Below are 26,380 nucleotides of genomic sequence, written 5' to 3'. Positions count from 1 at the left end.
GTGCGTTCCCCGCCTGTTGCCGCGCAAGCGGCGGTTTCACTCTCTCCTGGTGCTTATCAACCGCTCCAGGCCCTGGCTGGTACGCAGATTGATATCCATCTGTCGGGAGGCGATTTCTATATGGTTTTCGGCGAACAGGCGATCGATTTCCCGGTTGGTTTCGTCGATGGCCGGGTTGCGGTCGCCCAACTGTCGCACATGCATGCGCAGTTCGTGATCCAGTCGGTTGTCATTGAAACCGAGAAACAGCACCAGGGGTTCCGGTTCATCCAGCACCCGCGGATTATTCTCGGCGATCTGCAGCAGCAGGCTGCGCACCAGAGCCACATCCGAACCATAGGCTACATCGATCTTCACCGTGACACGGGTGACGGTGTCGGACAGCGACCAGTTGATCAGGTGCTCGGTGACGAAGGTCTTGTTCGGGACGATGATTTCCTTGCGGTCGAAGTCGGTGATGGTGGTGGCACGGATGCGGATGCGGTTGACCGTGCCCGACAGCTCGCCGATGGTCACCACATCACCGATGCGTACCGGCCGCTCGAACAGGATGATCAGCCCGGAGACGAAGTTGGCGAAGATTTCCTGCAGGCCGAAACCGAGACCGACGCCGAGTGCGGCAACCAGCCATTGCAGCTTGTTCCAGCTGACCCCGAGGGTGGACAGGCAACTGATGATGCCGACACTGACGATCAGATAGCTGAGCAGAGTAGTGATGGCGTAACTGCTGCCCTGGCGCAGTTCCATGCGCGACAGCACCAGGATTTCCAGCAAGCCGGGCAGGTTGCGTGCCAGGGTGATGGTCAGCACCACGACGATGATCGCACCGAGCAGGTCGCCGGCGCTGAGCGGCACCATCAGCGGGTTGTCGGCGGTACCGCTGTTGTACTCCCACAGGGTGATGGATTCCAGATAGGAGGCGGCGCTGATCAGGTCGGACCAGACCAGGTACACCAGCACACTGAACAGGATCAGTAGACCGAGGCGGGCCAGCCGCAGCGATTGCTGGTTGATCTGCTCGAGCTTGAGTTCGGGGATGTCCAGTGTCACTTCCGTTTCGGTGCCATTGGCCTGCTCCTCGGCCTGGCGCTTGCTGATCGCCCGCTGGTAGGCCAGATGGCGGCCGGCCACGCGCAGATTGCGTACCACGATGCCCTGCAGCAGTATCCAGGCGGTGATCAGGTACAGGGTATCGATCATCCGGTCCGCCAGGCGGATAGCGGTGAAGTGATAACCCCATATGGTCATCCCGGCCAGCACCAGTGGCAGCAGGATGAGAATCAGCGACGCGCCGAAGTGAAATATCCGGGAATTGTTCAAGGGCTCGCTCTGGCGCATGACACTGCCAACCAGCAGGCTGAACAGCACCAGGGTGGTGATCATGACCAGTCGGCCCAGTACGTCCTTGTCCAGATGCTCCGGGTTGGTGGTGCCGAGGCTGATGATCAGCACCATCGGCAACAGTACCCAGGCCAGGCGCCGGGTCAGCTTGCGCAGGCGCGAAACCGTGGTTGCGGACCAGCGGAAATGCCGGATGGTGATGCCCTGGGGGTCGAACAGCCGATACATCAGATGCAGCACGAACCAGCTCACGGACAGTTGCAGCAGTGCCTGGCCGAACGTGGGCATGGCGGGGGTATCACCAAAGGTCAGGCCGAAACCGGCGCCGCCCAGCAGGATGGGCAGGGGTAGCACCGAGACCGCCGTCAGCAGCAGGGCGCGGGGCGTGGTGCGTTGGTTGTCGAGGCGATAATGCCCGACTTCCCCATGCAGTTGCTGCAGCCGGTCGATCAGCCGCTTGCGCAGCAGCAGCGGTATGCCAGCCAGGACCAGCAGTAGCGCCAGCCAGCCAGGGTGATCCTTGAGGGTCAGCAACAGACGCTTGATCTGGTTGAGCGGTTGCAGATCCTGCCACTGGGAGAGCATCTGCTCCGGCAGGCTGAGCAGCCAGTCACGGCCGATCGGTGGATTGCTGGCTACCCAGAACAACTGATCATCGATGGTCTGCTGCAGCTTGGTGCTGAGTTGCTGCAGCTGGTTCTCGCTTATCTGCAGGGCGATGGCCTCCCCCAGCAGGGTGTTGATATGGCTGCTGAGCTGCTCCACCAGCGTCACCCGGCTGCGGATCAGTTGCAGCAGATCATCCCGCAAGTCATCCCGCTGGTCCTCCGGCAACTGGTTGAGCAGGCGCGTGAGATAGGCATCCTGGTTACGCAGTTGTTCGCGCAGTTGATTGATCTCGAACTGGCGCAGGCGCATGTCGGCTACCGAGTCGGCCAGCGTGGGGTCGATCTGCACCGTCGGTAATGCCTGCTTTTCCTGGTGCAGGATGCGCGACAGCAACAGGCTGCCCTCCAGTACGCTGATCTGCTGGTCCAGTGCGCTTTCCTGCTGGGTCAGGTGATCGATCTGCTGGGTCGTGCGGATATTGCGCCGCGACAGGGTGCTGATCCGGTTCGATGATTCGAGCAGCTCTTCACTGAGCCGCTGGTTGATCAGGCTTTGCTTGTGCAGCAGTTGGTGATTGCTGATCTGCTGCGATTCGGCGGCGGTATCGCTGATCACCTGCTCGGACAGGCTGCGCCGCTTCTCGTCGATCACGTCCTGCAGGACGTTGATTTCCTTGTCGATATTGCCCAGCTCGGCGAGCAGCAGGCGGCGCTCTTCATTGGCCAGCTCCAGCAGCGTATTGTTCGCCGACAATTGCTGGCGCAGCAGGTTGCTGGACTGTTCCAGGTTGGCCAGTTCCGCCTGGATTGCCTCCACCCGCGCCTGGTTCAACTGGTTCTGGGGTTGGCGCTGCAGTTGGCGCAGTTGCTCATTGAGTTCATTGGCCCGCGACTGGTTGGTGGAGATACGGCTCTGGGTCTTCTCCGGGCGGGTTTCCGCAGCGATCAGATCGCTGTTGACCGCGGTCAGTTCGTTCTGCCAGTCATACATCCTGGCCACCAGGTCGCCCAGGGTGGTATCCAGGGTCTGCAGCGTGGCGGCGGTAAAACGCTGGCGCAGGTGGTCTTCATCGGCCGGGCGGAGGGCATCTGTCTGCTGTCGCAGGCTGCGTAGCTGTTCAGGCGCGCCGTCGAGGGTCGACTGCAGGTCGGCCTGCTGCTCCTTCAGCGACTCGATCCGTTGCAGAGCCGTCAGCCTCTGCTGCCAGGCTTCCTGCAACTGTTGCTGTTCGGCGGCGGACTTGCCGCTGTCGGGTAGCGCGGCAATATCCGCCTGCAGGCGTTCGATGGGGCTGAGGTCCGCGTCACTGTCCTGCGCGTGGGCCAGGGGCATGAACAGCGCCTGGCAGGCGAACAGCAGACACAGCAGCAGGTGAAGGCGTGGCATGGCTAGCAATCCGCAGTGAGCTGATGGCTAGGTTAGACGTCGGTGGGTGCGAATGAAAGGGTAGAGGGGCGAACGGCTACAGCTTCCCCCTCTCCCCAACCCTCTCCCGCGAGGGGAGAGGGAGCTGGATTGTGCTTGCTGAAATCCGTGAGCCTTCTTGTCAGCATGGCGTTTTCAGACAAGGGTAGATACCGCTGGCAATGTGTAACCAGAGCACAGGCTGCCGTAACTTGCGTAACCATCCTCCCTGTCTGAGCTGTCACCCATGTTGCCGGTTTGCACGTTCCGCTCCCCTCTCCCCTCGCGGGAGAGGGGCCGGGGGAGAGGGGAAAGGCCTCAGAACCAGCTATCCTGCATCTCCATACAGGTCTGGTCGCGGGCATCCAGCAGGTTCAGCTCATGATGGCAGGCGGGCACTTCCCAGGTCAGGAAGTAGCGGGCTGCCTGCAGCTTGCCACGGTAGAACGCCTCGTCAGCAGTGTTGCCCCGAGCCAGGCCTTCCTCAGCGCGGATGGCCTGTTCCAGCCAGCGCCAGCCGATCACCGCGTGGCCGAAGACCTTCATGTACAGTGCCGAGTTGGCCAGGGTCTGGTTGACCTTGCCGCTGCCCAGGTCAGTCAGCAGCGCCTGGGTGGTGGTTTGCAGGCGCTGCAGCAGTTGCTCCAGCGGAGCCCGCAGTTCCTGCAGCGAGGCATGCGCACCGGCGCGCTGGATGCTGTCCTGGATCAGTCCGGTCAGCTGGCGCAGGCCCGCCCCCTTGTTCTGGGTCAGCTTGCGCGCCAGCAGGTCCAGCGACTGGATGCCGTGGGTGCCTTCATGGATCGGGTTCAGGCGGTTGTCGCGGTAGTACTGCTCGACCGGGTATTCGCGGGTGTAACCATGGCCACCGAGGATCTGGATCGCCAGCTCGTTGGCCTTGAGGCAGAACTCCGAGGGCCAGGACTTGACGATCGGGGTCAGCAGGTCGAGCAGTTCGTTGGCCAGCTGGCGCTGTTCATCGGTGCTGCCGGTCTTGCCGTCATCCACCAACCTGGCGCAGAACAGCCCCAGGTCGAAGGAACCTTCGACATAGGCCTTCTGGGTCAGCAGCATGCGCCGTACGTCGGCATGCTCGATGATCGCTACCTGCGGGCTGGTCGGGTCCTTGCCATCCGGATGCCGGCCTTGCGGACGCTCGCGAGCGTAGTCCAGCGAGTACAGGTAACCAGCGTAGCCGAGCATGATGGCGCCCATGCCGACACCGATACGTGCTTCGTTCATCATCTGGAACATGTAGGCCAGGCCCTTGTGCGGCTCGCCGACCAGATAGCCCACGCAATTGCCGTTGTCACCGAAGTTCAGTGCGGTGGAGGTGGTGCCGCGCCAGCCCATCTTGTGGAACAGGCCGGCCAGCACCACGTCGTTGCGCTCGCCCAGGCTGCCGTCATCGTTGACCAGGAACTTGGGCACGATGAACAGCGAGATGCCCTTCACCCCGGGCGGCGCGTCGGGCAGCTTGGCCAGTACCATGTGCACGATGTTTTCCGACAGCGGGTGATCCCCACCGGAAATGAAGATCTTGTTGCCCTTGATGCGATAGCTGCCGTCACCGGCCGGCTCGGCGCGGGTGCGCAGGTCGGACAGGGAAGACCCCGCATGCGGCTCGGTCAGCGCCATGGTACCGAAGAAGCGGCCATCGATCATCGGCTGGAAGAAGCGGCGCTTCTGATCCTCGGTGCCGAACTTGCCGATCAGGTTGCTGGCGCCCATGGTCAGCATCGGGTAGGACGAGGTAGCGATGTTGGCCGACTGGAAGTGCGCGAAGCAGGCGCGCGACAGCAGGTTCGGCAACTGCATGCCGCCCTCCTCGAAGCTGCGCCCGGCGTTCTGGAAACCGGCTTCGATAAAGGCATCCACCGCCGGCTTCACCTCGGGGATCAGCACCGCGGCGCCGTCCACGTATTCCGGTTCGTTCTCGTCGCTCTTGCGATTGTGCGGGGCGAAGTATTTCTCCGCGATCTGCCGGGCAGTGGCCAGGGCGGCGTCGAAGGTCTCGCGGTTGTGATCGGCAAAGCGCTCGCGTTGGGTCAGTTCCTCGGCGTCGAGTACTTCATACAGCTCAAAGGCCAGGTTGCGTGAGTCGAGCAAGGTATCGGTCATGGTGGGGCACCCCGTTGAGTTCACCTCGAAACCCGTTGCGTCCGGCCTGTTGCAGTGCCTGCGCGTCAATGTTTCCAGAGGCTGTGAATTATGATGTGCCGCAGTGTATGCGGCACATCGGTCAGCGTGGAACAGCCATTGATGGAATTGATAAAGCTGGATCAGAACAGCCGCAGCGCCGGCTCATCCAGCGCAGCGCGCTGTTCACGCAGGGTAAGTATCTGCTCGGCCCAGTAGCGTTCGCTGGCGAACCAGGGAAAGTGCATGGGGAATGCCGGGTCTTCCCAGCGCCGGGCCAGCCAGGCGCTGTAGTGGATCAGGCGCAGGCTGCGCAGGGATTCGATCAGTGGCAACTGGCGCGGATCGAAGTCATGGAACTCGTTATAACCGTCGACCAGCTCGGACAGTTGCGCCTGACGCTGATCGCGCTCGCCGGACAGCATCATCCACAGGTCCTGGATGGCCGGGCCCTGGCGGCAGTCATCCATGTCGACCATGTACAGGCTGTCGTCGCGCCACAGCAGGTTGCCGACATGCAGATCGCCATGCAGGCGGATGGTCTGGTAGGGATGAGCGCGGTAGATATCCTCGATGCGCGCCAGCAGGTCGTCGGCCACCGAGAAATAGGCCGGGCGCAGGTTTTCCGGCACGCAGCCATGCTCGAACAACCAGTTGCGGCTGTCATGGCCGAAGGATTGCACGGTCAGTTCCGGACGATGGGCGAAGGGCTTCATGGCCCCGACGGCATGCAGTCGACCCAGCAGCCGGCCGAGCATCAACAGGTGGTCGGGGTTGTCCAGCTCCGGGGCGCGGCCACCGAAACGGCGGAACAGGCTGAAGCGGAAGCCGGCGAATTCGAACAGGGTCTGGCCATCTATCTGCAATGGCGGGATCACCGGGATATCGCGTTCGGCCAACTCCATGGAGAACTGGTGTTCCTCCAGGATCGCTGCATCGCTCCAGCGTCCCGGGCGGTAGAACTTGGCAATCAGCGGCTGGCCATCCTCGATACCGATCTGGAATACCCGGTTCTCGTAGCTGTTCAACGTCAGGGTGCGGGCATCGCTGACAAAACCGAGCGACTCCACCGCATCCAGCACGGTATCAGGGGTCAGCAGGGCAAAAGGGTGACTCATTTGCAGCTCCAGGTGGCAAGCAGCAAGCCTCAAACCGTCCGTACTGGCCGGCTTGCCATGATAGTTGAACGCAGCTTACAGGTAATCCTCTATGCATTATAGAAGCCGCGTCTTGCCGCGAGCGCCGTTTCCATTGGCTGGGTTTACGCAAAACCGGCCTGCGGTTGCCTCAGGGCGTGCGTGCCACGCACCAGATGCTGACGCTGGCCGCGCCGGCTGCCAGCAGGGTGCGGCTGGCTTCATTGACCGTGGTGCCGGTGGTGACCACATCGTCGACCAGCGCGACATGCTTGCCCTTAAGCCGCTGTGGGTGCTGGCAGACAAAGGCGCCTTGCATGTTCTGCCGGCGCGCCTGGGCATCCAGCCCCTGCTGCGCTGCGGTGGCGCGCTGGCGTAGCAGGATGCTCCTGTCCAGCGTCACGCCCAGCCGCCGGGCGATCGGTCGGGCCAGCTCCAGCGCCTGGTTGTAGCCGCGCTGCGCCTGCCGCGCACGGTGCAGCGGCAGCGGGATTATCAGGTCGGGCAACGCCTGCTCGTGCTCCTCATGATGATGCACTATGGCCTGACACAGCAGGCGTGCCAGGAGGCGACCATAGGTGAGCTTGTGCTGATGCTTGAATGCGGGAATCAGGCTGTCCAGTGGGAAGGCATAGCGAAAGGGCGCCACCACCTGGTTGAATGCCGGCGGCAGCAACTGGCAATGGCCACACAACTGGTCGGCATTGGGTAATGGCAGTGCACATTGCCGGCAGGCGGTGCCGAGCCAGGGCAACTCCTCCAGGCAGGGTGTGCAGATGCACTCGGCGATTCCGGCGGCACTGCCCAGGCACAGCAGGCAGCGATTGATATGGTTAAAAGTTAACCAGTTGTAAACCTTGCCCTTCATAAGTGGTTGACAGTCTCCATGTCGTCATTATCATGCGTTGCATAAAGAAATCCTCACTGACTCCAAGGATATGCTCCGATGACTGCGCCTGTTACCCGCCATGACTGGACTCCGGCAGAAGTGCTGGCCCTGTTCCGCCAACCCTTCAACGACCTGCTGTTCCAGGCGCAGACGGTGCATCGCCAGCACTTCGACGCCAACCGTGTTCAGGTCTCGACGCTGCTATCGATCAAGACGGGTGCCTGCCCGGAAGACTGCAAGTACTGCCCGCAGTCTGGCCACTACAACACCGGCCTGGACAAGGAAAAACTGCTCGAGGTGCAGAAGGTGCTGGACGAGGCCGCTGCGGCCAAGGCCATTGGCGCCACCCGTTTCTGCATGGGCGCGGCCTGGAAGCATCCTTCCGAGAAGGATATGCCCTATGTACTGCAAATGGTGCGCGGCGTGCGTGAGCTGGGTCTCGAAACCTGCATGACGTTGGGCAAATTGACCAAGGAGCAGACTGCCGCGCTGGCCGATGCCGGGTTGGATTACTACAACCACAACCTGGATACCTCGCCGGAGTTCTACGGCAACATCATCACCACCCGTACCTATGGTGACCGACTGCAGACCTTGTCCTACGTGCGCGATGCGGGGATGAAGATCTGCTCCGGCGGTATCCTCGGCATGGGCGAATCCCTGGAAGATCGCGCCGGGCTGCTGATACAGCTGGCGAACCTGCCGGAACACCCGGAGAGCGTGCCGATCAACATGCTGGTCAAGGTAGCCGGCACGCCGCTGGAAAACGCCGAGGACCTGGACCCCTTCGATTTCATCCGCATGCTGGCGGTGGCGCGGATCATGATGCCCAAGTCCCATGTTCGCCTGTCCGCCGGCCGTGAGCAGATGAGTGAGCAGACCCAGGCGCTGGCGTTCTTCGCCGGGGCCAATTCGATCTTCTACGGCGATCGGCTGCTGACCACCTCCAATCCCCAGGCGGAGAAGGACATGCGTCTGTTCCAGCGTCTGGGCATCAAGCCCGAGGAGCGTCAGGAGCATGATGACGAGGTGCACCAGGCGGCAATCGAGCAGGCGCTGGTCGAGCAGCGCGACAGTGCCATGTTTACCAACGCCGCGGCGGTTTGAGCCTGAGCTTCACTGACTGATCAGTAGTACCGGACCGGACGTGTTGACGTCCGGCCCCTCTTTCCATCCATTCGCCTGCAACGAGAATCCCGTGTCCTTCGACCTGTCGAGCCGTCTGGCCGAGCGCCGCTCCGCCCATCTCTACCGCCAGCGCCCGCTGCTGGCGTCGCCGCAGAGTGTGCATGCGGTGGTCGACGGGCAGTCGCTGCTGGCTTTCTGCAGCAACGACTACCTGGGGCTGGCCAACCACCCCCAGGTGGCCGAAGCGATGATTGAGGGGGTGCGTCGCTGGGGGACTGGTGGCGGCGCCTCGCATCTGGTGGTGGGTCACAGCGGTGCGCATCATCAATTGGAAGAAGCCCTGGCCGAGTTCACCGGTCGTCCCCGCGCGCTGCTGATGTCCAGCGGCTATATGGCCAACATGGGCGCGATCACCGCGCTGGTCGGGCAGGGCGATACGGTGTTGCAGGACCGGCTCAATCACGCCTCGCTGCTGGATGCCGGATTGCTCAGTGGTGCGCGCTTCTCCCGTTATCTGCATAACGATGCGCAGAGTCTGCAGCAGCGGCTGGGCAAGGCCAGCGGCAACACCCTGGTGGTGAGCGACGGGGTGTTCAGCATGGATGGCGACCTGGCGAAGCTGCCGGAGATCTGCGCTACCGCGCGCCACCACGACGCCTGGGTCATGGTCGATGACGCCCATGGCTTCGGCTGCCTGGGGGCCACCGGTGCCGGCATCGTCGAGCATTACGGCCTGGGTCTGGAGGATGTGCCGGTGCTGGTGGGGACCCTGGGCAAGGCGTTCGGCACCGCTGGCGCCTTCATTGCCGGCAGTGAGGAGCTGATCGAGACATTGATCCAGTTCGCCCGCCCTTATATCTACACCACCAGCCAGCCGCCAGCGGTGGCCTGGGCAACATTGAAAAGCCTGCAGCTGTTGCGTGACGAGAGCTGGCGCCGGGAACATCTGGCCCGGCTGATTGCCCAGTTCCGTGCCGGCGCCAGCGCGCTCGGATTGCAACTGATGGACAGCCCCACACCGATCCAGCCCTTGTTGATCGGTGACAGCCAGCGAGCGCTGCAGCTGTCGGCGGGGCTACGTCAGCGCGGCATCCTGATCACCGCCATTCGCCCGCCAACCGTACCGCAGGGTACGGCACGACTGCGTGTCACGCTGTCGGCCGAGCACAGTGAAGACGATATCGCCCGCTTGCTGGAAGCCCTGCAGCAAACCCTGGCCAGCCTGCCGGAGATGAACACATGACGCACATTACCCTGTTGCCCGGCTGGGCGCTGGCGCCGCAGACCCTGCAGCCGCTGCGCGAGGCGCTGCTTGAGCGCCTGCCCGATGTCGGCGTGGATATTCTGCCGCTACCGGCGATCCAGCTATCCAGCCTGGAGACCGATCTGAGCAGCCTGGCCCAGCAGATGAAGCCGGGCGTGCTGGTTGGCTGGTCGCTGGGCGGCATGCTGGCAGTGCAGTTGCATCGGCGCTTTCCGGAGCATTTCCCGCGGGTGGCGACGCTGGCCAGCAACGCCTGTTTCGTCGAACGTCGGGACTGGGCGCAGGCCATGCCCACGGAAACCTTCAAGAGCTTCTATCAGGATTACCGCGATGCGCCGGAGAAAACCCTCAAGCGCTTTGCCTTGCTGGTGGCCCAGGGCAGCCCCCAGGCAAGACAGCTGGTGAAAGCCCTGGCCTGGGACGAACTGGAGGCCGAACAGCGCCTGCATGCCCTGGCAGTGCTCGGCATGCTCGACAACCGTGTGGCCCTGAGCCGCCCATTGCAACCGATGCTGCACTGCTTTGCTGGGCAGGACGCGTTGGTGCCGGTAGCTGCTGCCGAGGCTATTGCTGCACTGCATGATGCGTCGCGGGTGGTGGTGCATGAACAGGCCAGCCACGCTCTGCCGTTGGAGCAACCGCTGTGGCTGGCCGCCGAGATTGCCGGTTGGCTGGAGACCCGGCATGCCTGAGCCAGTGCTGGACAAGCGCCTGATTGCCGAGTCGTTCAGCCGCGCCGCCGTGACCTATGACCAGGCAGCGGCCCTGCAGCGCACCGTGGGCAGCAATCTGCTGGAGCGCGTGCCGGCGGATTCGGCGCCTGTCGACATCATCGATCTGGGCTGTGGCACCGGTTACTTCAGCCGGGCGTTGACTGCCCGCTTTCAACAGCCGGTCATCGGTCTGGATCTGGCCGAAGGTATGCTGCGCCACGCCCGCCAGCTCAGCCCGGCGCTGCCGGCCTGGGTGGCCGCCGATGCCGAAGCCCTGCCGCTGCGCAGTGACTCTCAGGATCTGATCTTTTCCAGCCTGGCCTTGCAATGGTGTCCCGACCTGTCGAAGGCGCTGGCCGAGGCCTGGCGTGTGCTGCGCCCCGGTGGTTGCCTGGCCTTCAACACGTTGCTGGAAGGCAGCCTGCACGAGTTGCGCAGTGCCTGGCGGGCGGTGGATGACTTTGTCCACGTCAATCGCTTCATGCCGCTGGACGAACTGCAGGCGGTGCTGGGTACGGCGGGCTTTGCCGACTGGCGCTGTGAGGTCGAGCAGCATGTGCTGTATTACCCGCGCCTGGGCGAGCTGACCCAGGAGTTGAAGTCCCTGGGTGCGCATAACGTCAACCCCGGCCGTCCCGGTGGGCTGACTGGCGCCGCGCGCCTGCGCCGATTGACTGCCGCCTATGAAGACTTCCGCACCGCCGACGGCCTGCCCGCCAGTTGGCAGGTGGCGCAGGTGCTGATGTTCAAAGCAACCGATAACTGATCCGGAGACCCCGCATGTCCCAGCGCTACTTCGTCACCGGTACCGATACCGAGATCGGCAAGACCACCATCGCAGCCGGCCTGCTGCATGCCGCACGGCTGCGCGGGCTGACTACCGCAGCGGTCAAACCGGTTGCCGCCGGCTGCGAAAGCACCGCTGCCGGCCTGCGTAACGATGATGCCCTGACACTGCAGGCCGAATGCCTGCCGCCGTTGGACTACGATCTGCTCAATCCGGTGGCGCTGGCCCCGCCGATCGCGCCACATATCGCCGCCCGGGAAGCGGGGCTGACACTGACTGCTGCGCAACTGGCCGCCGCCTGCAACAAGGTGTTCGAGCAGGGTGCGGACCTGACCCTGGTGGAAGGTGCCGGTGGTTGGCGCGTGCCATTGAATGACCGGCAGACCCTGGCCGATCTGGCGATCGAGTTGAACATTCCGGTGATCCTGGTGGTGGGATTGCGCCTGGGCTGTATCAATCATGCCTTGCTGACTGCCGAGGCGATTGCCGCTGATGGCCTGCAACTGGCCGGCTGGGTCGCCAACCAGGTCGACCCGCAGATGGACCGCCAGCAGCACAATCTGCAGACCCTGCAGGCGCTGCTACCGGCCCCCTGCCTGGGTGTGGTGCCGCGCATAGAGCCGCTCGGTTCGGCGACGGTGGCCGCGCATCTGCAGCTTGATGCCCTGCTTGCACCGACCAGCGGCATGTCATCCTGAGGCATTCTGTGCTTGAATGGGCATATTGCCACTATATGAGTCTGCGCCATGGCCTCGCTTGATCTGTTGTCCTCCGGCTTCGACGCCGTGCGTCAGGGCCAGTACCGTGCCAATACCGCCGCGGCGGAAATCGCCCGTGCCGGTGCACCGGTCGGGCCGGCGGCGGCTGGCGCCATTCCGCTGCAACCGGCTACCGGACAACCGGCGGCCAGCACCCGGGTGGATAGCAACCGTCCGGTGAACCTGACCAATAGCCTGGTGGAACTGCAGCAGGCCAGTCGGGACGTCGAGGCAGGTGCGGCGATCATTGATACCGCCGACGAGGTGCTGGGCACCCTGATCGATATTCGGGCCTGAGCAGTCCTTTCATCACATTCCCCATTATCTTCGGCGCCGGCTGCCATGCTGTTCACTTAAGCTCGTCATCCTTCGTAAATCCCCGTCATCCTTCTCCCCAATACAGAGCGATTAAAGTGCTAGTCGGCGGCGTGACGAAGCCGCTACCCCCGTGACCATGTAACGGTAACTGCTTCGTTACCACCTTCCGCGTATCCGGCTCCCAACCCAGCTCCTGGGTCTTACTGCTACTCTCAGCAGTGCAATTCCCTGTTTTCCGTCCGCCGGGGCTTGACATTGACAGGGCTAAAACGTAAGTTTCAAACACGTGTTTGAATGGGCCGTCCGGCTCGTCGCCGTCCCGAATCCTGAAATAATCGTTGAGGTCAGTACCCATGCCAGAATACAAGGCTCCCCTGCGCGACATCCGTTTCGTACGCGACGAAGTACTGGGTTATGAAGAGCATTACAGCAGCCTGCCTGGATGCGAAGACGCCACTCCGGACATGATCAACGCCATCCTCGATGAGGGTGCCAAGTTCTGCGAGCAGGTGATTGCACCGCTGAACCGCGTCGGTGACACCGAGGGCTGTACCTGGAGCCCTGAGGGCGTGAAGACTCCGACCGGCTTCAAGGAAGCCTACGCACAGTTCGTCGAAGGCGGCTGGCCGAGCCTGTCGCTGGACCCCGAATACGGCGGTCAGGGTCTGCCTGACTCCCTGGGTCTGACCCTGAGCGAAATGGTTGGCCAGGCCAACTGGTCCTGGGGCATGTACCCGGGCCTGTCCCACGGCGCGATGAATACCATCGAAGCCCACGGCACTGAAGAGCAGAAGCAGGTTTACCTGACCAAGCTGATTTCCGGTCAGTGGACCGGCACCATGTGCCTGACCGAACCCCATTGCGGTACCGACCTGGGCATGCTGCGCACCAAGGCCGAGCCGGCTGAAGATGGCAGCTACCGCATTTCCGGTACCAAGATCTTCATTTCTTCCGGTGAGCACGATATGGCCGAGAATATCGTCCATATCGTTCTGGCGCGTCTGCCCGATGCCCCGGCTGGCACCAAGGGTATCTCCCTGTTCATCGTGCCCAAGGTTCTGCCGAACGCCGAGGGCGAGAACGGCGAGCGCAATGCCGTTACCTGTGGCTCGCTGGAGCACAAGATGGGTATCCATGGCAACGCCACCTGCGTGATGAACTTTGACGGCGCCACCGGCTTCCTGATCGGGCCGCCGAACAAGGGCCTGAACGCGATGTTCACCTTCATGAACACGGCGCGCCTGGGTACCGCTCTGCAGGGCCTGGCCCATGCTGAAGTGGCGTTCCAGGGTGGCATCAAGTACGCCCGCGAGCGTTTGCAGATGCGCGCGCTGAGCGGCCCGAAGGCACCGAAGAAGCCAGCTGACCCGATCATCGTGCATCCGGACGTGCGCCGCATGCTGCTGACCATGAAGGCTTTCGCCGAAGGCAACCGTGCCATGGTGTACTTCACTGCCAAGCAGGTGGATATCATCAAGCGCAGCCAGGACGAGGAACAGAAGAAGCTGGCCGACTCGCTGCTGGCCTTCCTGACGCCGATCGCCAAGGCGTTCATGACCGAGGTCGGCTTCGAGGCGGCTAACCACGGTGTGCAGATCTACGGTGGCCACGGTTTCATTTCCGAGTGGGGCATGGAGCAGAACGTACGCGATTCGCGCATTTCCATGCTGTATGAAGGTACCACGGGCATCCAGGCGCTGGACCTGCTGGGCCGCAAGGTGCTGATGACCCAGGGCGCTACCCTGCAGAACTTCACCAAGATCGTGCACAAGTTCTGCAAGGGCGCGGAAGGCAACGAGTCCATCCAGGAGTTCGTCGGCCCGCTGGCGACCCTGAACAAGGAATGGGCTGACCTGACCATGAAGATCGGCATGGCGGCGATGAAGGACCGTGAGATGGTCGGTGCCGCTTCGGTCGATTATCTGATGTACTCCGGCTACGTTTGCCTGGCCTACTTCTGGGCTGACATGGCCCGCGTTGCTGCCGAGAAACTGGCTGCCGGCACTGGGGACGAGGCCTTCTACAAGGCCAAGCTGCAGACTGCGCGCTTCTACTACCAGCGCATCCTGCCGCGTACCCGTGCACACGTCGAGGCCATGCTGTCCGGTTCCGCCAACCTGATGGAGATGGACGAAGAGAACTTCTCGCTGGGCTACTGATAGCTGGCGTTGAGTGATCAACAAGGCCGCTTCCGGTAACGGGAGCGGCCTTTTTATTTGGATTGTGGTGGTCTTGTGGTTACGCGCAGAACCGAATAGCCCCATCCAGACGCGCCGTGAATACATCCCTGTAGGCTCGTTGATGCCGTCCCTGGCATCAAACGGTCTGGATGGGGCTATTCGGTTCTGCGCTAGTTCGATTTCGGAGTCGCTGGGGAAGCCGGCTCAATTGCCATCCCAGGCCAACCGCACCCCACTGAACTGCCACCGCGCCCATGTCGGAAAGAAGTTGCGATATGAAGTCCGACTATGCCCGGCGGGTGTGGCGATTGATCCGCCGCGCAGTACCATCTGGTTGATCATGAACTTGCCGTTGTACTCGCCGACCGCGCCGGCGGCGGGGCGAAAACCGGGGTAGGGCAGGTAGGCGCTGTTGCACCACTGCCAGGCCTCGTCGAACAGGCCGTGCAATGGTTGGTCCTGATTTGCCGCATGCTCCCATTCGGCCTCGGTGGGTAGGCGCGCGCCGGCCCAGCGGGCGAAGGCGTCGGCTTCGTAGAAGCTGATGTGGCTGAGCGTTGCTTCGGGGGCCAGGGGTTGCAGGCCATGCAGGGTGAAGACATGCCAGCCGGTGTCGTCATGCTGCCAGTACAGCGGGGCCTGCCATTGTTCGCCGCAGACCTGGTCCCAGCCGTCGGATAGCCAGAGTTCGGGGCGTTGATAGCCGCCGTCGCGGATGAAGGCGAGGTACTCCCCGTTGGTCGCATTGCGGTTGGCCAGCTTGAAGGAATCGAGCCAGACGCGGTGGCGGGGGCCTTCATTGTCATAGCAGAAGCCATTGCCGGCATGGCCAATCTCGACCAGACCGCCTTCGAAGGCAAGCGCCCTGACCGTCAGGCCACCGTGAGTAGTCACTGCCTGATCCTTGCCGCTGTCGCGCCAGGCCGGGGCCAGCGGGTTGCGGGAGAAGTGATGTTTGAGGTCGGTAAGGATCAATTCCTGGTGCTGCTGTTCATGATGCAGACCCAGTTCCACCAGTTCCATCAACGCCTGGGGCAGGGTCGGGGAGGAGAGGGCGTGATGCATGTGCGCATCCACATGTCGGCGATAGGCGAAAACCTGCTCCAGCGAGGGCCGTGACAGCATGCCCCGTTCCGGTCGTGCATGACGCGGACCGATTCCGACGTAATAGGAGTTGAACAGCACCGCGAACGCGTCATCGAAGCGGGGTGGCGGTGTCGGCAGGGCGGACAGGATGAAGGTCTCGAAGAACCAGGTGGTATGCGCCAGGTGCCATTTGATCGGGCTGGCTTCGGCCATCGACTGCAGTTGGCAGTCCTCGGCGCTGAGTCCTTCGACCAGTTGCATGCTGTGGTCACGCACGTTGCGGTAATGCGAGTGCAGCAGGCTGGTTTCGGTCGGTGGCGGTTGCAGGGTCATGCCTGTGGCTCCGCGAGGAATACGCCGAACCAGTGGTGAGGATCGGTCCACAGCTGTTGCCGGCCGAAGCCGGCCTCGGCCAGCAGGGTGCTGAAGCCGGTGGTGGTGTATTTGTGGGAATACTCGGTAAGGATATGTTCGTCACGCTGAAATTGCCGTACCGCGGTGTTGCCCAGCCTCACGGTCTGCGGGCTGTTGGCTACCAGGCGCATTTCGATACGGCAGTTGCGCGGGTCGTAGACGGCCTGGTGGCGGAATGCGGCTGCTGCGAAGTCCGCCGGTAGCAGTTGGTTGACTACTTCCAGCACATTCAGATTGAACGCGGCGGTGACGCCTTCGGTATCGTCGTAGGCGGCTTCGAGGATGTGGCTGGGTTTGACCAGGTCGACGCCGATCAGCAGCTGTCCGCGCTCGCCGCAGTGTCGGCGAATACCGCGCAGCAAACGCAGGGCATCGGTGCGGGCGAAATTACCGATCGACGAGCCGGGGTAGAAGAACACCGGCGGGCTGTGTGGGTCTTCGGCCAGCAGCCGGCTGATATCCAGGCGTTGGGTGAAGTCGCTGACCACGCCGACGCACTCCAGCTCCGGATGCCCGTCGGCGATGTCCGCCAGGCAGGATTGCAGAAAGTCTCCGGCGATGTCGATGCCGATCAGCCGGGCCGGGGTAATGCGCTCCAGCCAGCGGCGCGATTTGCTGCAGTCGCCACAGCCCAGATCGATCCATTGGGCATGGTTGGCCAATGCTGCGCTGATCTCGTCGGCGCATTGTTCGAAGATGGCCGCTTCGGTGCGGGTCGGGTAGTACTCGTCGAGCTGGCAGATACGGGTGAACAGTTCGCAGCCGCGATCATCGTAGAAGTATTTGGGATTGATGCAGGCCTGTGGTTGCAGCAGTCCATCGAGCAGTTGCTGATGCTCGTGACCCTGATCAGGCGTCAGCAGGTTTTCCAGACGGGGCAGGGGCGTGGCTATATTCACGGCGAATCCTGTGCTTGGGGTTCTTCTTGAACCTAGCACAGCCACTTGGGAACGCCATTTGTGGTGACGGAAGGATAGCCGGGCGATAGTGATCCACCACCCGGCAGGGGGCGATTATTCAGCGTGGTCGGCGATTTCGCGAATCAGCTTGAACAGTTTGCGTGCAGCGGCCGGCGCCTTGTTTTCGGCGGCTTCCTTGCCCGCCTGGCGTACCAGTTGGCGGATGATCTGCCGGTCGGCGTCGGGGTAGGCATCGATGAACGCCTGCTGTTCCTCCGGCTTGCCGGTGAGCAGGCGGTCGCGCCAGCGCTCCAGTTGATGGAAGTACTGGGCATGCACCTGGCTACTGCTGTCGAGGCGGTCGACGTAAGTCTGGATGGCATCGATATCCGGTTGTTCACGCACCAGCTTGCCGACGAAGCTGAGGTGGCGTTTCAATGCGCCACGGGCGGTGTGCCGGTGGGCTTCCTCCAGGGCAGCGCGCAGTTTGTCGGTCAGCTCCAGCTTCGCCAGCTGGGAGGGCTTGAGTTCGACCAGGCGGCGGCCCAGCTCCTGGAACGCCTGCATTTCGCGTTTGACCTGGCTTTTGCTCTTTTCGTCTTCCTGCTGGCCGTCGTCGTGTTCTTCTGGAAAATCTGTCATGGTTGCCGCCCGTGCGCCGGTTCTGTTCAATGCGCCATGATACCCGTTCACAGGGTGTCTGTCCGGGGTACAATGGCCATCTACGAGGAGATCACATGACCGAACAGCTTCCTGATCAGCAGTACGATGACCCCCAGGCCCTGTGCCGGATGCTCGAACAGCGAGTGGCCTTCATCCTTGACGAGGCGCGCCGCCAGGGCGCCTCGGCCTGCGAGGTGGCGGTCAGCCAGAACACCGGGTTGTCCGTTGGTGTGCGCCAGGGCGAGGTGGAAACGGTCGAGCTCAACCGTGACCAGGGCTTCGGCATCACGTTGTACCTGGATCAGCGCAAGGGGTCGGCAAGCACCTCGGATACCTCCGATGAGGCGATCCGTTCGACCGTCGAGGCGGCGCTGGCGATTGCGCGCAACACCTCCCCCGATCCTTGTTCCGGCCTGGCCGATGCCGAGCTGATGGCGCGTGATCTTGTCGATCTGGATCTGTATCACCCCTGGCAGCTGGATGCCGAGGCCGCGATCGAGCGCGCCCTGGCCTGCGAGGCGGCGGCGCTGGCGATCGATCCGCGGCTGAGTAGCGACAGTGCCAATATCAGCAGTCAGCAGGGCTGCCGGGTATATGGCAACAGCCATGGTTTCATCGGTAGCTCGCTGGGCTCGCGGCATAGCGCGTCCGCGGTACTGATCGTCAGTACCGAAGAGGGCAAGCAGCGCGACTACTGGTATACAGTCGATCGCCGCGCTGACCGGCTGATGGGCTCCGAGGCGCTGGGCCGCAAGGCGGCGGAGCGGACCCTGGCGCGGGTTGGCGCCAAACCGGTGAAGACTGCGCGGGTGCCGGTGCTTTTTGCTGCTGACCAGGCTGCCGGCCTGCTTGGTCATCTGATCGGCTCGATTTCCGGTGGGGCGGTGTACCGCCAGTCCACCTTCCTGCTGGATGCCATGGGCAGCCAGGTGTTTCCCGAGTGGGTCAGCATCGATGAACGCCCGCATCTGCCTCAGGCGCTGGGCAGCTCCGCTTTCGATGGCGATGGCCTGGCTACGCGGGAGCAGGCGTTCATCAACGCGGGCACCCTGCAAAGCTGGGTGTTGAGCACCTATTCCGGGCGACGGTTGAAGCTGCCGAGCACCGCCAATGCCGGCGGCGTGCACAACTTGCACATCAGCTCCAATGCTGGTGATCTGCAGGCATTGTTGCAGGAAATGGGTACCGGTCTGCTGGTCACCGAACTGATGGGGCAGGGCATCAACGGCGTGACCGGGGATTATTCCCGTGGTGCCGGTGGCTTCTGGGTGGAAAACGGTGTGATCAGCCATCCGGTACGGGAAGTGACCATCGCCGGCAACCTGCGGGAGATGTTCGGCAATCTGCGCTGCGTGGGTTCGGATATCGAGCGGCGCGGCAACTACCTCACCGGCAGCTGGCTGGTGGACGGCATGACCGTTGGTGGTGCCTGAGGCGTTCCAGGTTGTGCGCCATCATTCCCACTCCGTCGTCGCGCAGGCGCGCGACAACCCGAAAGGCCAGCCCAGGCTGAAGTGCCTTGCTCACCGCCGTCTGTTTCTCGGGGTGTAGCGCCCCGGTCCGCGTTCGGGCGCTACGCCTACTGTCGGTGAGGTAGGGGGCGTTCAGTGGGCAGCTGGGGCTACTCGCCTTCGCCGAAATAATCGTTGATCAGGCAGACCAGCTCGTCCATGGCCTGTTCGGCATGATCGCCTTCGCAGGTGATGCATAGCTCGGTGCCCTTGCTCGCGGCCAGCATCATGACCTGCATGATGCTCTTGCCATCGACCATCCGCTGCTCATCGCCGCCGACCCACACGCTGCAACCATGCTGCTTGGCCACGCTGACGAACTTGGCCGCGGCGCGAGCATGCAGGCCGAGCTTGTTGATGATCTGGACGCGTTGGGTCAGCTGGGTCATGGCAGGTCACGGTGACGAATGAGTAGGTTGGAGGAATGCACGCTCAATTCCTTGACCAGCCGTTCGGCGATGTACACCGAGCGGTGATGACCGCCGGTACAGCCGATGCCTATGCTCATGTAGCTACGCTCGCCGGCGGCATAGCGTGGCAGCCACTTCTGCAGGAAATGATATATATCCTGGTACATGTCCTGCACATCGGGCTCGGCGTCCAGATAGTCGCGGATCTGCTGGTCCTTGCCGGAAAACGGCCGCAGGTCGGGCTTCCAGTAGGGGTTGGGCAGGCAGCGCACATCGAACACCAGGTCGGCATCCACCGGCACGCCACGCTTGAAACCGAACGACTGGATGAGAATGGACGGGCTGTTGCTCTGGCTGCTCAGCAGGCGCTGCTTGAGCAGATCGCGCAGCTGGTACAGGGTCAGGTGGCTGGTATCGATTTTCAGGCTGGCCAGATCGATGATGGGTTCGAGCACTTTCAGCTCGGCGGCGATCGCTTCACCAAGGGACAGGTTGCCATCGGTCAGCGGATGCTTGCGGCGGGTTTCCGAGAAGCGCTTGATCAGCACCTCGTCGGTGGCGGCAAGAAACAGCACATCGCAGTGGATGCCCACGTCGCGCACCTGCTTGAGCAGCTCGGGAAAGCGTTGCAGATCGCTGGGCAGATTGCGCGCATCGATACTGATAGCTACCTTGGGCAGACTCAGGTCGGTATTGTTGGCCTGCCGTGCCAGCTCCGGGAGCAGGCCTGCCGGCAGGTTGTCTATACAGTAGAAGCCATTGTCTTCCAGAAGGTGCAGAGCGGTACTCTTGCCGGAGCCGGAACGTCCGCTGACGACCACCAGACGCATTATCGTCAGCCTCCGTTGCCAACCATGACCCGGTAAAGGGTCTCTGCATCCGGCGCCTGTCGCAGCGCCTCGCGCAAATCTTCCTGGTCAAGTTTCTCGGCCAGCATCTTGAGGATCTGCAGGTGCTGCTCGGTGGCCTCATGGGGCACCAGCAGAACGAAAATCAGATCAACGGGTTCACCGTCGAGGGAATCGAAATCGATCCTGCTGTCGAGTTGCAGCAGGGCGCCCACCGCCTCGGTGCATTGCTCCAGGCGACAGTGGGGAATGGCGATGCCATTGCCGAAGCCGGTCGAGCCGAGTTTTTCCCGGGCGATCAGGCTTTCGTAGATGGCATCGGAATCCAGGTGGGTGTGCTGGGCGATCAGCTTGCCGATCAGTTCCAGCACACGTTTTTTTGAACCCCCCTGCACTGCCGTGAAGGTGAGCTGGGGGGAGAGTATTTGACTTATCTGCATGGTTCGCTGCTTGGGTCTTACCGGTCGTTGACGCCCTGTTGGCGGCCAATGTGTTTTTCTTTGTGCTTGATCAGCTGGCGATCCAGACGGTCGATCAGCAGGTCAATGGCGGCATACATATCGGTATGCTGCGCCTCGGCAACCAGGTCGTTGCCGGCGATGTGGAGTGTACCTTCGGCTTTTTGCTGCAGCTTGTCCACCTCCAGGGTGACCTGGGCGCTGATAATCTTGTCGAAGTGCCGCTCCAGGCGTGCCATTTTCTCGGTCACATAGTCGCGCAGGGCGTCTGTCACATCGAGTTGGAGACCAGTGATTTTCATTTGCATAAGATTTCTCCCGATTGGCTTGATGAACTGGGGTAGCTTGTCCAGCTACCCCCATGGTGCCACTTCTTATGTTCGTGTTCCTTGACCCAAGTCGCTTCAGACCAGTCGTTTCCGTTCGCTCGATGGCGCGATGTTGAGCGACTCGCGATATTTGGCGATGGTGCGCCGCGCCACGTGGATGCCTTGTTCCTCCAGTAAACCAGCGATCTTGCTGTCACTCAATGGTTTCTTCGGGTTTTCTGCCGCCACCAGTTTCTTGATCAGCGCGCGAATGGCGGTGGAAGAGAATTCCCCGCCCTCGCTGGTGCTGACATGGCTGGAGAAAAAGTACTTGAGCTCGAAGATGCCGCGTGGGGTGTGCATGTATTTCTGCGTGGTCACCCGGGAAATGGTCGATTCATGCATGCCGACCGCCTCGGCAATATCATGCAGAACCAGCGGCTTCATGGCTTCCTCACCGTGCTCGAGAAAACCGCGCTGGTGCTCGACGATCTGCGTGGCCACCTTCATCAGCGTCTCGTTGCGGCTCTGCAGACTCTTGATGAACCAGCGCGCCTCCTGCAGGTGGTTGCGCAGATAGGTGTTGTCCTCGCTGCTGTCCGCGCGCTTGACCATCGACGCGTACTGGCTGTTGACCCTCACCCGTGGTGCGGCTTCCTGGTTCAGCTCGACGATCCAGCGGTTGTGGTCCCGCCGTACGATCACATCAGGGATCACGTACTCGGCCTCGCCGGAGGCGATTTCACCGCCGGGGCGCGGATTGAGCGTCTGGATCAGCGCGATGACTTCGCGCAGCTGGTCTTCCTTGAGCCGGGTGCGGCGCATCAACTGGGCGAAATCCCGACTGCCGAGCAGTTCCAGGTACTCCCGCACGATGCGCTTGGCCTGCTCCAGCATCGGTGTGCTGTCGGGCAACTGCTGCAGCTGCAGGTGCAGGCACTCGCTCAGGTTGCGCGCGCCGATCCCGACAGGTTCGAATTGCTGGATGCGATGCAGCACCATCTCGACCTCGTCCAGCTCCACGCCCAGCTCGGGATCGAGGGAGGCCTGGATGTCTTCCAGCGATTCTTCCAGGTAGCCGTCGGCATTGATGCCGTCGATCAGGGCAATGGCGATCTGGTGGTCGGTATCCGACAGCGGCAACAGGTTGAGCTGCCATTCCAGATGGCTCTGCAGGGTTTCGCCTGTGCTGGTGCGCGCAGTGAAGTCCCAGTCCTCATCATCACCGCTGCTGGGCAAGGAGCTGGCGGAGGTCTGGTAGATGTCTTCCCACTGGGTGTCGACCGGCAGTTCATTGGGAATCTGCTCGTTCCAGTTGCCTTCTTCCTCGCTGTGGCTGTGCTGGTCGATGACATCCAGCGCGGTGGGCTCGGGCAGGGCGGTGGAGGGCGCGTCTTCGTTGCCGCCAGCGGTCTCCGCCGAGCTGGAAGAAAAGTCATCCTCGCCATCGTCCGCTTCCAGCATCGGATTGGCTTCCAGCGCTTCCTGCACCTCCTGCTGGAGGTCGAGGCTGGACAACTGAAGCAGTCGGATGGCCTGCTGCAGCTGCGGTGTCATCGTCAGCTGCTGCCCCATCTTGAGGACGAGCGTTGGTTTCATAGTGTTGCGGTTTACCTTGTACGCTGTTTCAAGCCATTGATGATAAAAACAAAATCATGGCCAATTGCCCTCTAGCATGCCTTAAACCTGACGGTCTTTACAAACGGAAGGCATGACCCAGATACACCTCGCGAACCAACTGGTTGGCGAGCACTTCCTCGGCATCTCCCTCGGCAATGATGTGGCCATCGTTGACGATGTAGGCCTTGTCACAGATATCCAGGGTTTCACGGACGTTATGATCGGTAATCAGCACGCCGATGCCCTTGTCCTTGAGATGCTGGATGATCTGCTTGATATCGTTCACCGAGATCGGGTCGACGCCGGCGAACGGCTCGTCCAGCAGGATGAACTGCGGATCGGTGGCCAGTGCCCGCGCAATCTCCGCTCGCCGCCGCTCGCCGCCGGACAGGCTCATGCCCAGGTTGTCGCGCAGGTGATGAATGTGGAACTCGCGTAGCAGCGAGTCGAGTTTGCCTTCGCGGCCCTTGCGGTTCAGGTCCTTGCGGGTCTGCAGGATCGCCATGATGTTATCGGCCACACTGAGCTTGCGGAAGATCGAGGCTTCCTGCGGCAGGTAACCGATGCCCTGGCGCGCGCGGCCATGCATGGGCAGGCGGGTGACATCCTGCTCGTTGATCAGGATATTGCCGCGATCGGCCTTGACCAGGCCGACGATCATGTAGAAGCAGGTGGTCTTGCCGGCACCATTGGGGCCAAGCAGCCCGACGATCTCGCCGCTGTTGATCGACAGCGAGACGTCCTCCACGACCTTGCGCGATTTGTAGGCCTTGGCCAGATGGCGTGCTTCAAGTTTCGTCATTGTTCGCCGGCTCGGTACGCTTGCGTGGCTGGATGATGATTTCGATGCGCTCGGCCGAGGCGTCATCGTCGCCGCTGGCGCGGCCGGCATCCACGACCTGGCGCTGGATGTCATAGCTGACGCGCTGGCCCTGGAAGGTGTTGCCAGCCTGTTCGAGAAACGCCTGGTCGATCAGCACTACACGCTCGACATCGGCGTGGTATTCGATGGTCAGCGCCCGGGCGTCTACCGGCTTGCCGCCCGCATCGGGCGTCTGGCGGTAGGTGGCCGGGGAGCCCTGGGCGACGATCTTGCTGACCTCGCCGGCCTGGTCGGTATTCAGCGTGACGCGGCTGCCGGTCAGGCGCATGCTGCCCTGGGTAATGATGACATTGCCGCTGTACACCGCGGTGTTGCGACGATCATCCAGGGTCGCGGAGTTGGCCTGGATGCGAATGGGCTGGCTGGCGTCATCAGGCAGCGCCGCCACCGGCGCGGCGGCACCGGCCAGCAGGGCAAGACACAGAATTCTAAAGCGCTTCATGTTCGCCTCTTACGTTGGACAGCAGCTCGATGCGGCCGTCGTTGAAGTTAGCTTGCATACCGGTAGCCGTGGTCACGCCGCTTGCCTCGATTCTGACGCTGCGGTCGGTTTCGGCATAATGGCGGCTGGGGAAGATGCTCAGCGCCGGGGTCGACAGTCGGCGGGCCGGCTGGCCGGCGAGCGGCTGCTCGATAACCACGTTCTGGCTCAGCTCGACGCGTTCCCCGTCGGCGCTGACTTCGCCATAGCGGGCACGCAGATTCCACGGCTGCTGCTCGCCCTCGCGGTAATACAGCAGTCTGGGTTCATCCAGTTCGGTGACGTCTTCGCCGACCTGGTGGGCGGCGCGCACGCTGGTCAGGTCATAGACCGGCTGGCCCTGCTCGTTGAGCTGGCGAATCCGTGGATTATCCATGAAGAAGTCGGGCTGCAGCGGGTCCTGCACCAATTGCGGGGTGAAGCTGGCCGGTCGGATGTTCCAGTAGCCCACCGCCAGGGCCAGCACGACCGCCAGCAGTACCAGCCCACCGGTCACCAGATAGCGCGGAATCTTCACAGGTAGGCCGCCTGCGCGGCGTCCAGGGTGCCCTGGGCGCGCATGATCAGTTCGCAGAACTCCCGCGCCGCACCGGCCCCGCCGGTATTGCGGGTCACGCCGTGGGCATGCTCGCGGACGAAGCCGTCAGCGCTGGCCACCGCCATGCCCAGGCCGACGCGGCGCATGACCGGCAGGTCCGGCAGGTCGTCACCGAGGAAGGCGATCTCTTCCAGCTCCACTGGTACCTGCTGGCGCAGCTCGGCCAGTGCGGTAAGCTTGTCTTCACGGCCCTGGATCAGGTGCTGGATACCGAGGTTGGCAGCCCGGCGCTCCACCAGTGGCGAGTTGCGGCCACTGATGATTGCGGTCTGCACACCGGAGGCGATCAGCATCTTGATGCCGTGGCCGTCCAGGGTGTTGAACGACTTGAATTCGGTGCCGTCGGGCATGAAGTACAGGCGGCCATCGGTGAGCACGCCATCCACGTCGAAGATCGCCAGGCGAATAGCGCGGGCGCGTTCCAGCAGTGTCAACTCAGGTTTCATACCACCCCCGCACGCAACAGGTCATGCATGTTCAGGGCGCCGACCGGCAGGCCCTGCTCATCGACCACGAACAGGCCGCTGATCTTGCCGTCCTCCATTACCTTCAGCGCCTCGGCAGCCAGTACTCCCTGGCGCACGGTCTTGCAGCGCGGGGTCATGACCTGCTCGATGCGGGCACTGCGGATGTCGACGTCCTGATCCAGCGTGCGGCGCAGGTCGCCGTCGGTGAAGATACCGGCCAGCACGCCCTGGCTGTCGGTGATGCCGGTCAGGCCGAGGCCTTTGCGGGTCATTTCCAGCAGAGCATCACGCAGCGAAGTGTCCGGCGATACCAGCGGCATCTGCGCGCCGCTGTGCATGATGTCATCGACCAGCAGCAACAGGCGCCGACCAAGGCTGCCGCCGGGATGGGAAAAGGCGAAGTCCTCGGCGCTGAAGCCGCGGGCCTCGAGCAGGGCGATAGCCAGCGCATCGCCCATCACCAGGGCAGTGGTGGTGCTGGAGGTCGGCGCCAGGTTCAGCGGGCAGGCTTCCTGCTCGACACCGGTGTCCAGGTTGGCCACGGCGGCGCGGGCCAGGGTCGACTCGGGGTTGCCGGTAATGCTGATCAGCGGAATACCGAGGCGCTTGATCAGCGGCAGCAGGGTCACCACCTCGGCGGTGTTGCCCGAATTGGACAGGGCAATCACCACGTCCTGGCGGGTGATCATGCCCATGTCACCATGGCTGGCCTCGCCCGGATGGACGAAGAAGGCCGGCGAGCCGGTGCTGGCCAGGGTCGCGGCGATCTTGCGGCCAACATGGCCGGATTTGCCCATGCCGGTGACCACGATGCGTCCGGGGCATTCAATGAGCGTGGCACAGGCGGTATCGAAATGCCCTTCGAGCCGGGTCAACAGGCTGTCGACGGCGTCACGTTCGAGACGAATGGTGCGCTGGGCTGAAGCTGTGTAATCGAATTCTGGCATGGTCTTTGATTTCTATAAGCAGTCAGCGCGGAGTATAGCGTTTTGTGACGCTCAACTCATCTGTGCTGTGCCTCTTCATTTGTCACCGCCAGCGTAGGATTGATGTCTTTTGCCGGAGTCT

25 protein-coding genes are annotated in these 26,380 nt (G+C 62.6%); 8 read left to right on the top strand and 17 right to left on the bottom strand.

From position 1 onward, the window contains the following. Positions 1 to 36: 36 nt before the first annotated feature. The 4 genes from mscK to CQ007_RS13310 form a co-directional block, all read right to left on the bottom strand. Positions 37 to 3,336, bottom strand: coding sequence for a mechanosensitive channel MscK (mscK, locus tag CQ007_RS13325; RefSeq protein ID WP_105646330.1), 3,300 nt, complete (start codon positions 3,334 to 3,336; stop codon positions 37 to 39). A 336-nt stretch (positions 3,337 to 3,672) separates the two neighbouring features. Continuing rightward, positions 3,673 to 5,475: an acyl-CoA dehydrogenase gene (locus CQ007_RS13320; RefSeq protein ID WP_105646329.1), complete on the bottom strand. Its 1,803-nt coding sequence runs from the start codon at positions 5,473 to 5,475 to the stop codon at positions 3,673 to 3,675. Between the two features lie 161 nt (positions 5,476 to 5,636). Beyond that, on the bottom strand, positions 5,637 to 6,611 hold the full coding sequence (locus CQ007_RS13315) for a serine/threonine protein kinase (protein WP_105646328.1): 975 nt from the start codon (positions 6,609 to 6,611) through the stop codon (positions 5,637 to 5,639). Positions 6,612 to 6,780: 169 nt separating this feature from the next. After that, a complete protein-coding gene (locus CQ007_RS13310) occupies positions 6,781 to 7,497 on the bottom strand; it encodes a ComF family protein (RefSeq protein ID WP_105646327.1) in 717 nt (238 codons plus the stop codon). Between the two features lie 78 nt (positions 7,498 to 7,575). Between CQ007_RS13310 and bioB the strand changes: the two genes are divergently transcribed. From bioB to CQ007_RS13275, 7 genes are all read left to right on the top strand, one after another. Next, entirely contained in the window at positions 7,576 to 8,625 is a 1,050-nt protein-coding gene (bioB, locus tag CQ007_RS13305) for a biotin synthase BioB (RefSeq protein WP_105646326.1), read from the top strand. A 91-nt stretch (positions 8,626 to 8,716) separates the two neighbouring features. Next, positions 8,717 to 9,889 carry an 8-amino-7-oxononanoate synthase gene (gene bioF, locus CQ007_RS13300; protein ID WP_105646325.1) on the top strand — a complete coding sequence of 391 codons (1,173 nt, stop codon included), beginning with the start codon at positions 8,717 to 8,719 and terminating at the stop codon, positions 9,887 to 9,889. Further along, positions 9,886 to 10,602 (top strand): alpha/beta fold hydrolase, encoded by a 717-nt coding sequence (locus CQ007_RS13295; RefSeq protein WP_105646324.1) that lies wholly within the window; start codon positions 9,886 to 9,888, stop codon positions 10,600 to 10,602. Before bioF ends, CQ007_RS13295 begins: the two co-directional genes overlap by 4 nt. After that, positions 10,595 to 11,389 carry a malonyl-ACP O-methyltransferase BioC gene (bioC, locus tag CQ007_RS13290; protein ID WP_105646323.1) on the top strand — a complete coding sequence of 265 codons (795 nt, stop codon included), beginning with the start codon at positions 10,595 to 10,597 and terminating at the stop codon, positions 11,387 to 11,389. Before CQ007_RS13295 ends, bioC begins: the two co-directional genes overlap by 8 nt. Positions 11,390 to 11,403: 14 nt before the next feature. Continuing rightward, positions 11,404 to 12,108 carry a dethiobiotin synthase gene (gene bioD, locus CQ007_RS13285; RefSeq protein WP_105646322.1) on the top strand — a complete coding sequence of 235 codons (705 nt, stop codon included), beginning with the start codon at positions 11,404 to 11,406 and terminating at the stop codon, positions 12,106 to 12,108. A 48-nt stretch (positions 12,109 to 12,156) separates the two neighbouring features. After that, positions 12,157 to 12,465 carry a flagellar basal body rod C-terminal domain-containing protein gene (locus tag CQ007_RS13280; protein ID WP_105646321.1) on the top strand — a complete coding sequence of 103 codons (309 nt, stop codon included), beginning with the start codon at positions 12,157 to 12,159 and terminating at the stop codon, positions 12,463 to 12,465. A gap of 374 nt (positions 12,466 to 12,839) precedes the next feature. Beyond that, positions 12,840 to 14,645, top strand: a complete 1,806-nt coding sequence (locus tag CQ007_RS13275) for a phenylacyl-CoA dehydrogenase (protein WP_105646320.1) — start codon at positions 12,840 to 12,842, stop codon at positions 14,643 to 14,645. Positions 14,646 to 14,870: 225 nt separating this feature from the next. Here the strand turns inward: CQ007_RS13275 and egtB are convergent, their stop codons facing one another. From egtB to yjgA, 3 genes are all read right to left on the bottom strand, one after another. Beyond that, the gene (gene egtB / locus CQ007_RS13270; RefSeq protein ID WP_105646319.1) at positions 14,871 to 16,085 is read right to left on the bottom strand and encodes an ergothioneine biosynthesis protein EgtB; all 1,215 of its coding nucleotides are present in this window, start codon (positions 16,083 to 16,085) and stop codon (positions 14,871 to 14,873) included. Beyond that, positions 16,082 to 17,065, bottom strand: coding sequence for an L-histidine N(alpha)-methyltransferase (gene egtD / locus CQ007_RS13265; RefSeq protein WP_158256773.1), 984 nt, complete (start codon positions 17,063 to 17,065; stop codon positions 16,082 to 16,084). The genes egtB and egtD overlap by 4 nt, the downstream gene beginning before the upstream one ends. Positions 17,066 to 17,179: 114 nt before the next feature. Then, a complete protein-coding gene (yjgA, locus tag CQ007_RS13260; protein ID WP_105646317.1) occupies positions 17,180 to 17,707 on the bottom strand; it encodes a ribosome biogenesis factor YjgA in 528 nt (175 codons plus the stop codon). Positions 17,708 to 17,802: 95 nt separating this feature from the next. On the opposite strand from yjgA, the gene pmbA reads away from it, so the two are divergent. Continuing rightward, a complete protein-coding gene (pmbA, locus tag CQ007_RS13255; RefSeq protein WP_105646316.1) occupies positions 17,803 to 19,161 on the top strand; it encodes a metalloprotease PmbA in 1,359 nt (452 codons plus the stop codon). A gap of 188 nt (positions 19,162 to 19,349) precedes the next feature. Here the strand turns inward: pmbA and CQ007_RS13250 are convergent, their stop codons facing one another. The 10 genes from CQ007_RS13250 to CQ007_RS13205 form a co-directional block, all read right to left on the bottom strand. Continuing rightward, positions 19,350 to 19,628 (bottom strand): HPr family phosphocarrier protein, encoded by a 279-nt coding sequence (locus CQ007_RS13250; protein WP_105646315.1) that lies wholly within the window; start codon positions 19,626 to 19,628, stop codon positions 19,350 to 19,352. After that, positions 19,625 to 20,479, bottom strand: a complete 855-nt coding sequence (gene rapZ, locus CQ007_RS13245) for an RNase adapter RapZ (RefSeq protein WP_105646314.1) — start codon at positions 20,477 to 20,479, stop codon at positions 19,625 to 19,627. The genes CQ007_RS13250 and rapZ overlap by 4 nt, the downstream gene beginning before the upstream one ends. Before the next feature lie 5 nt (positions 20,480 to 20,484). Next, the gene (ptsN, locus tag CQ007_RS13240; RefSeq protein ID WP_105646313.1) at positions 20,485 to 20,937 is read right to left on the bottom strand and encodes a PTS IIA-like nitrogen regulatory protein PtsN; all 453 of its coding nucleotides are present in this window, start codon (positions 20,935 to 20,937) and stop codon (positions 20,485 to 20,487) included. 17 nt (positions 20,938 to 20,954) lie between these two features. Beyond that, the gene (hpf, locus tag CQ007_RS13235) at positions 20,955 to 21,263 is read right to left on the bottom strand and encodes a ribosome hibernation-promoting factor, HPF/YfiA family (RefSeq protein WP_105646312.1); all 309 of its coding nucleotides are present in this window, start codon (positions 21,261 to 21,263) and stop codon (positions 20,955 to 20,957) included. A 96-nt stretch (positions 21,264 to 21,359) separates the two neighbouring features. Beyond that, on the bottom strand, positions 21,360 to 22,862 hold the full coding sequence (locus tag CQ007_RS13230) for an RNA polymerase factor sigma-54 (protein WP_105646311.1): 1,503 nt from the start codon (positions 22,860 to 22,862) through the stop codon (positions 21,360 to 21,362). A gap of 97 nt (positions 22,863 to 22,959) precedes the next feature. Next, the gene (lptB, locus tag CQ007_RS13225; protein WP_105646310.1) at positions 22,960 to 23,685 is read right to left on the bottom strand and encodes an LPS export ABC transporter ATP-binding protein; all 726 of its coding nucleotides are present in this window, start codon (positions 23,683 to 23,685) and stop codon (positions 22,960 to 22,962) included. Continuing rightward, complete coding sequence (gene lptA, locus CQ007_RS13220; RefSeq protein ID WP_105646309.1) at positions 23,672 to 24,208, bottom strand: lipopolysaccharide transport periplasmic protein LptA; 537 nt, start codon at positions 24,206 to 24,208, stop codon at positions 23,672 to 23,674. Before lptA ends, lptB begins: the two co-directional genes overlap by 14 nt. Next, complete coding sequence (gene lptC / locus CQ007_RS13215; protein ID WP_158256772.1) at positions 24,195 to 24,764, bottom strand: LPS export ABC transporter periplasmic protein LptC; 570 nt, start codon at positions 24,762 to 24,764, stop codon at positions 24,195 to 24,197. Before lptC ends, lptA begins: the two co-directional genes overlap by 14 nt. Further along, entirely contained in the window at positions 24,761 to 25,291 is a 531-nt protein-coding gene (locus CQ007_RS13210) for an HAD family hydrolase (protein ID WP_105646307.1), read from the bottom strand. Before CQ007_RS13210 ends, lptC begins: the two co-directional genes overlap by 4 nt. Continuing rightward, positions 25,288 to 26,259, bottom strand: coding sequence for a KpsF/GutQ family sugar-phosphate isomerase (locus tag CQ007_RS13205; protein WP_105646306.1), 972 nt, complete (start codon positions 26,257 to 26,259; stop codon positions 25,288 to 25,290). The genes CQ007_RS13210 and CQ007_RS13205 overlap by 4 nt, the downstream gene beginning before the upstream one ends. Positions 26,260 to 26,380: the final 121 nt, after the last annotated feature.

Origin of the sequence: Pseudomonas sp. MYb185 (genome assembly GCF_002979975.1) — a bacterium.
Lineage (GTDB): Bacteria > Pseudomonadota > Gammaproteobacteria > Pseudomonadales > Pseudomonadaceae > Halopseudomonas.
The sequence above is the reverse complement of the archived record's forward strand: the minus strand, read 5'-3'. Positions and strand labels throughout refer to the sequence as shown.

Excerpts from the sequence above, each read along its gene's own strand:
- mscK (WP_105646330.1), bottom strand. The coding sequence starts at position 3,336 with ATGCCACGCCTTCACCTGCTGCTGTGTCTGCTGTTCGCCTGCCAGGCG.
- CQ007_RS13320 (WP_105646329.1), bottom strand. The coding sequence starts at position 5,475 with ATGACCGATACCTTGCTCGACTCACGCAACCTGGCCTTTGAGCTGTAT.
- CQ007_RS13315 (WP_105646328.1), bottom strand. The coding sequence starts at position 6,611 with ATGAGTCACCCTTTTGCCCTGCTGACCCCTGATACCGTGCTGGATGCG.
- CQ007_RS13310 (WP_105646327.1), bottom strand. The coding sequence starts at position 7,497 with ATGAAGGGCAAGGTTTACAACTGGTTAACTTTTAACCATATCAATCGC.
- bioB (WP_105646326.1), top strand. The coding sequence starts at position 7,576 with ATGACTGCGCCTGTTACCCGCCATGACTGGACTCCGGCAGAAGTGCTG.
- CQ007_RS13295 (WP_105646324.1), top strand. The coding sequence starts at position 9,886 with ATGACGCACATTACCCTGTTGCCCGGCTGGGCGCTGGCGCCGCAGACC.
- bioC (WP_105646323.1), top strand. The coding sequence starts at position 10,595 with ATGCCTGAGCCAGTGCTGGACAAGCGCCTGATTGCCGAGTCGTTCAGC.
- bioD (WP_105646322.1), top strand. The coding sequence starts at position 11,404 with ATGTCCCAGCGCTACTTCGTCACCGGTACCGATACCGAGATCGGCAAG.
- CQ007_RS13280 (WP_105646321.1), top strand. The coding sequence starts at position 12,157 with ATGGCCTCGCTTGATCTGTTGTCCTCCGGCTTCGACGCCGTGCGTCAG.
- CQ007_RS13275 (WP_105646320.1), top strand. The coding sequence starts at position 12,840 with ATGCCAGAATACAAGGCTCCCCTGCGCGACATCCGTTTCGTACGCGAC.
- egtB (WP_105646319.1), bottom strand. The coding sequence starts at position 16,085 with ATGACCCTGCAACCGCCACCGACCGAAACCAGCCTGCTGCACTCGCAT.
- yjgA (WP_105646317.1), bottom strand. The coding sequence starts at position 17,707 with ATGACAGATTTTCCAGAAGAACACGACGACGGCCAGCAGGAAGACGAA.
- pmbA (WP_105646316.1), top strand. The coding sequence starts at position 17,803 with ATGACCGAACAGCTTCCTGATCAGCAGTACGATGACCCCCAGGCCCTG.
- CQ007_RS13250 (WP_105646315.1), bottom strand. The coding sequence starts at position 19,628 with ATGACCCAGCTGACCCAACGCGTCCAGATCATCAACAAGCTCGGCCTG.
- rapZ (WP_105646314.1), bottom strand. The coding sequence starts at position 20,479 with ATGCGTCTGGTGGTCGTCAGCGGACGTTCCGGCTCCGGCAAGAGTACC.
- ptsN (WP_105646313.1), bottom strand. The coding sequence starts at position 20,937 with ATGCAGATAAGTCAAATACTCTCCCCCCAGCTCACCTTCACGGCAGTG.
- hpf (WP_105646312.1), bottom strand. The coding sequence starts at position 21,263 with ATGCAAATGAAAATCACTGGTCTCCAACTCGATGTGACAGACGCCCTG.
- CQ007_RS13230 (WP_105646311.1), bottom strand. The coding sequence starts at position 22,862 with ATGAAACCAACGCTCGTCCTCAAGATGGGGCAGCAGCTGACGATGACA.
- lptB (WP_105646310.1), bottom strand. The coding sequence starts at position 23,685 with ATGACGAAACTTGAAGCACGCCATCTGGCCAAGGCCTACAAATCGCGC.
- lptA (WP_105646309.1), bottom strand. The coding sequence starts at position 24,208 with ATGAAGCGCTTTAGAATTCTGTGTCTTGCCCTGCTGGCCGGTGCCGCC.
- CQ007_RS13210 (WP_105646307.1), bottom strand. The coding sequence starts at position 25,291 with ATGAAACCTGAGTTGACACTGCTGGAACGCGCCCGCGCTATTCGCCTG.
- CQ007_RS13205 (WP_105646306.1), bottom strand. The coding sequence starts at position 26,259 with ATGCCAGAATTCGATTACACAGCTTCAGCCCAGCGCACCATTCGTCTC.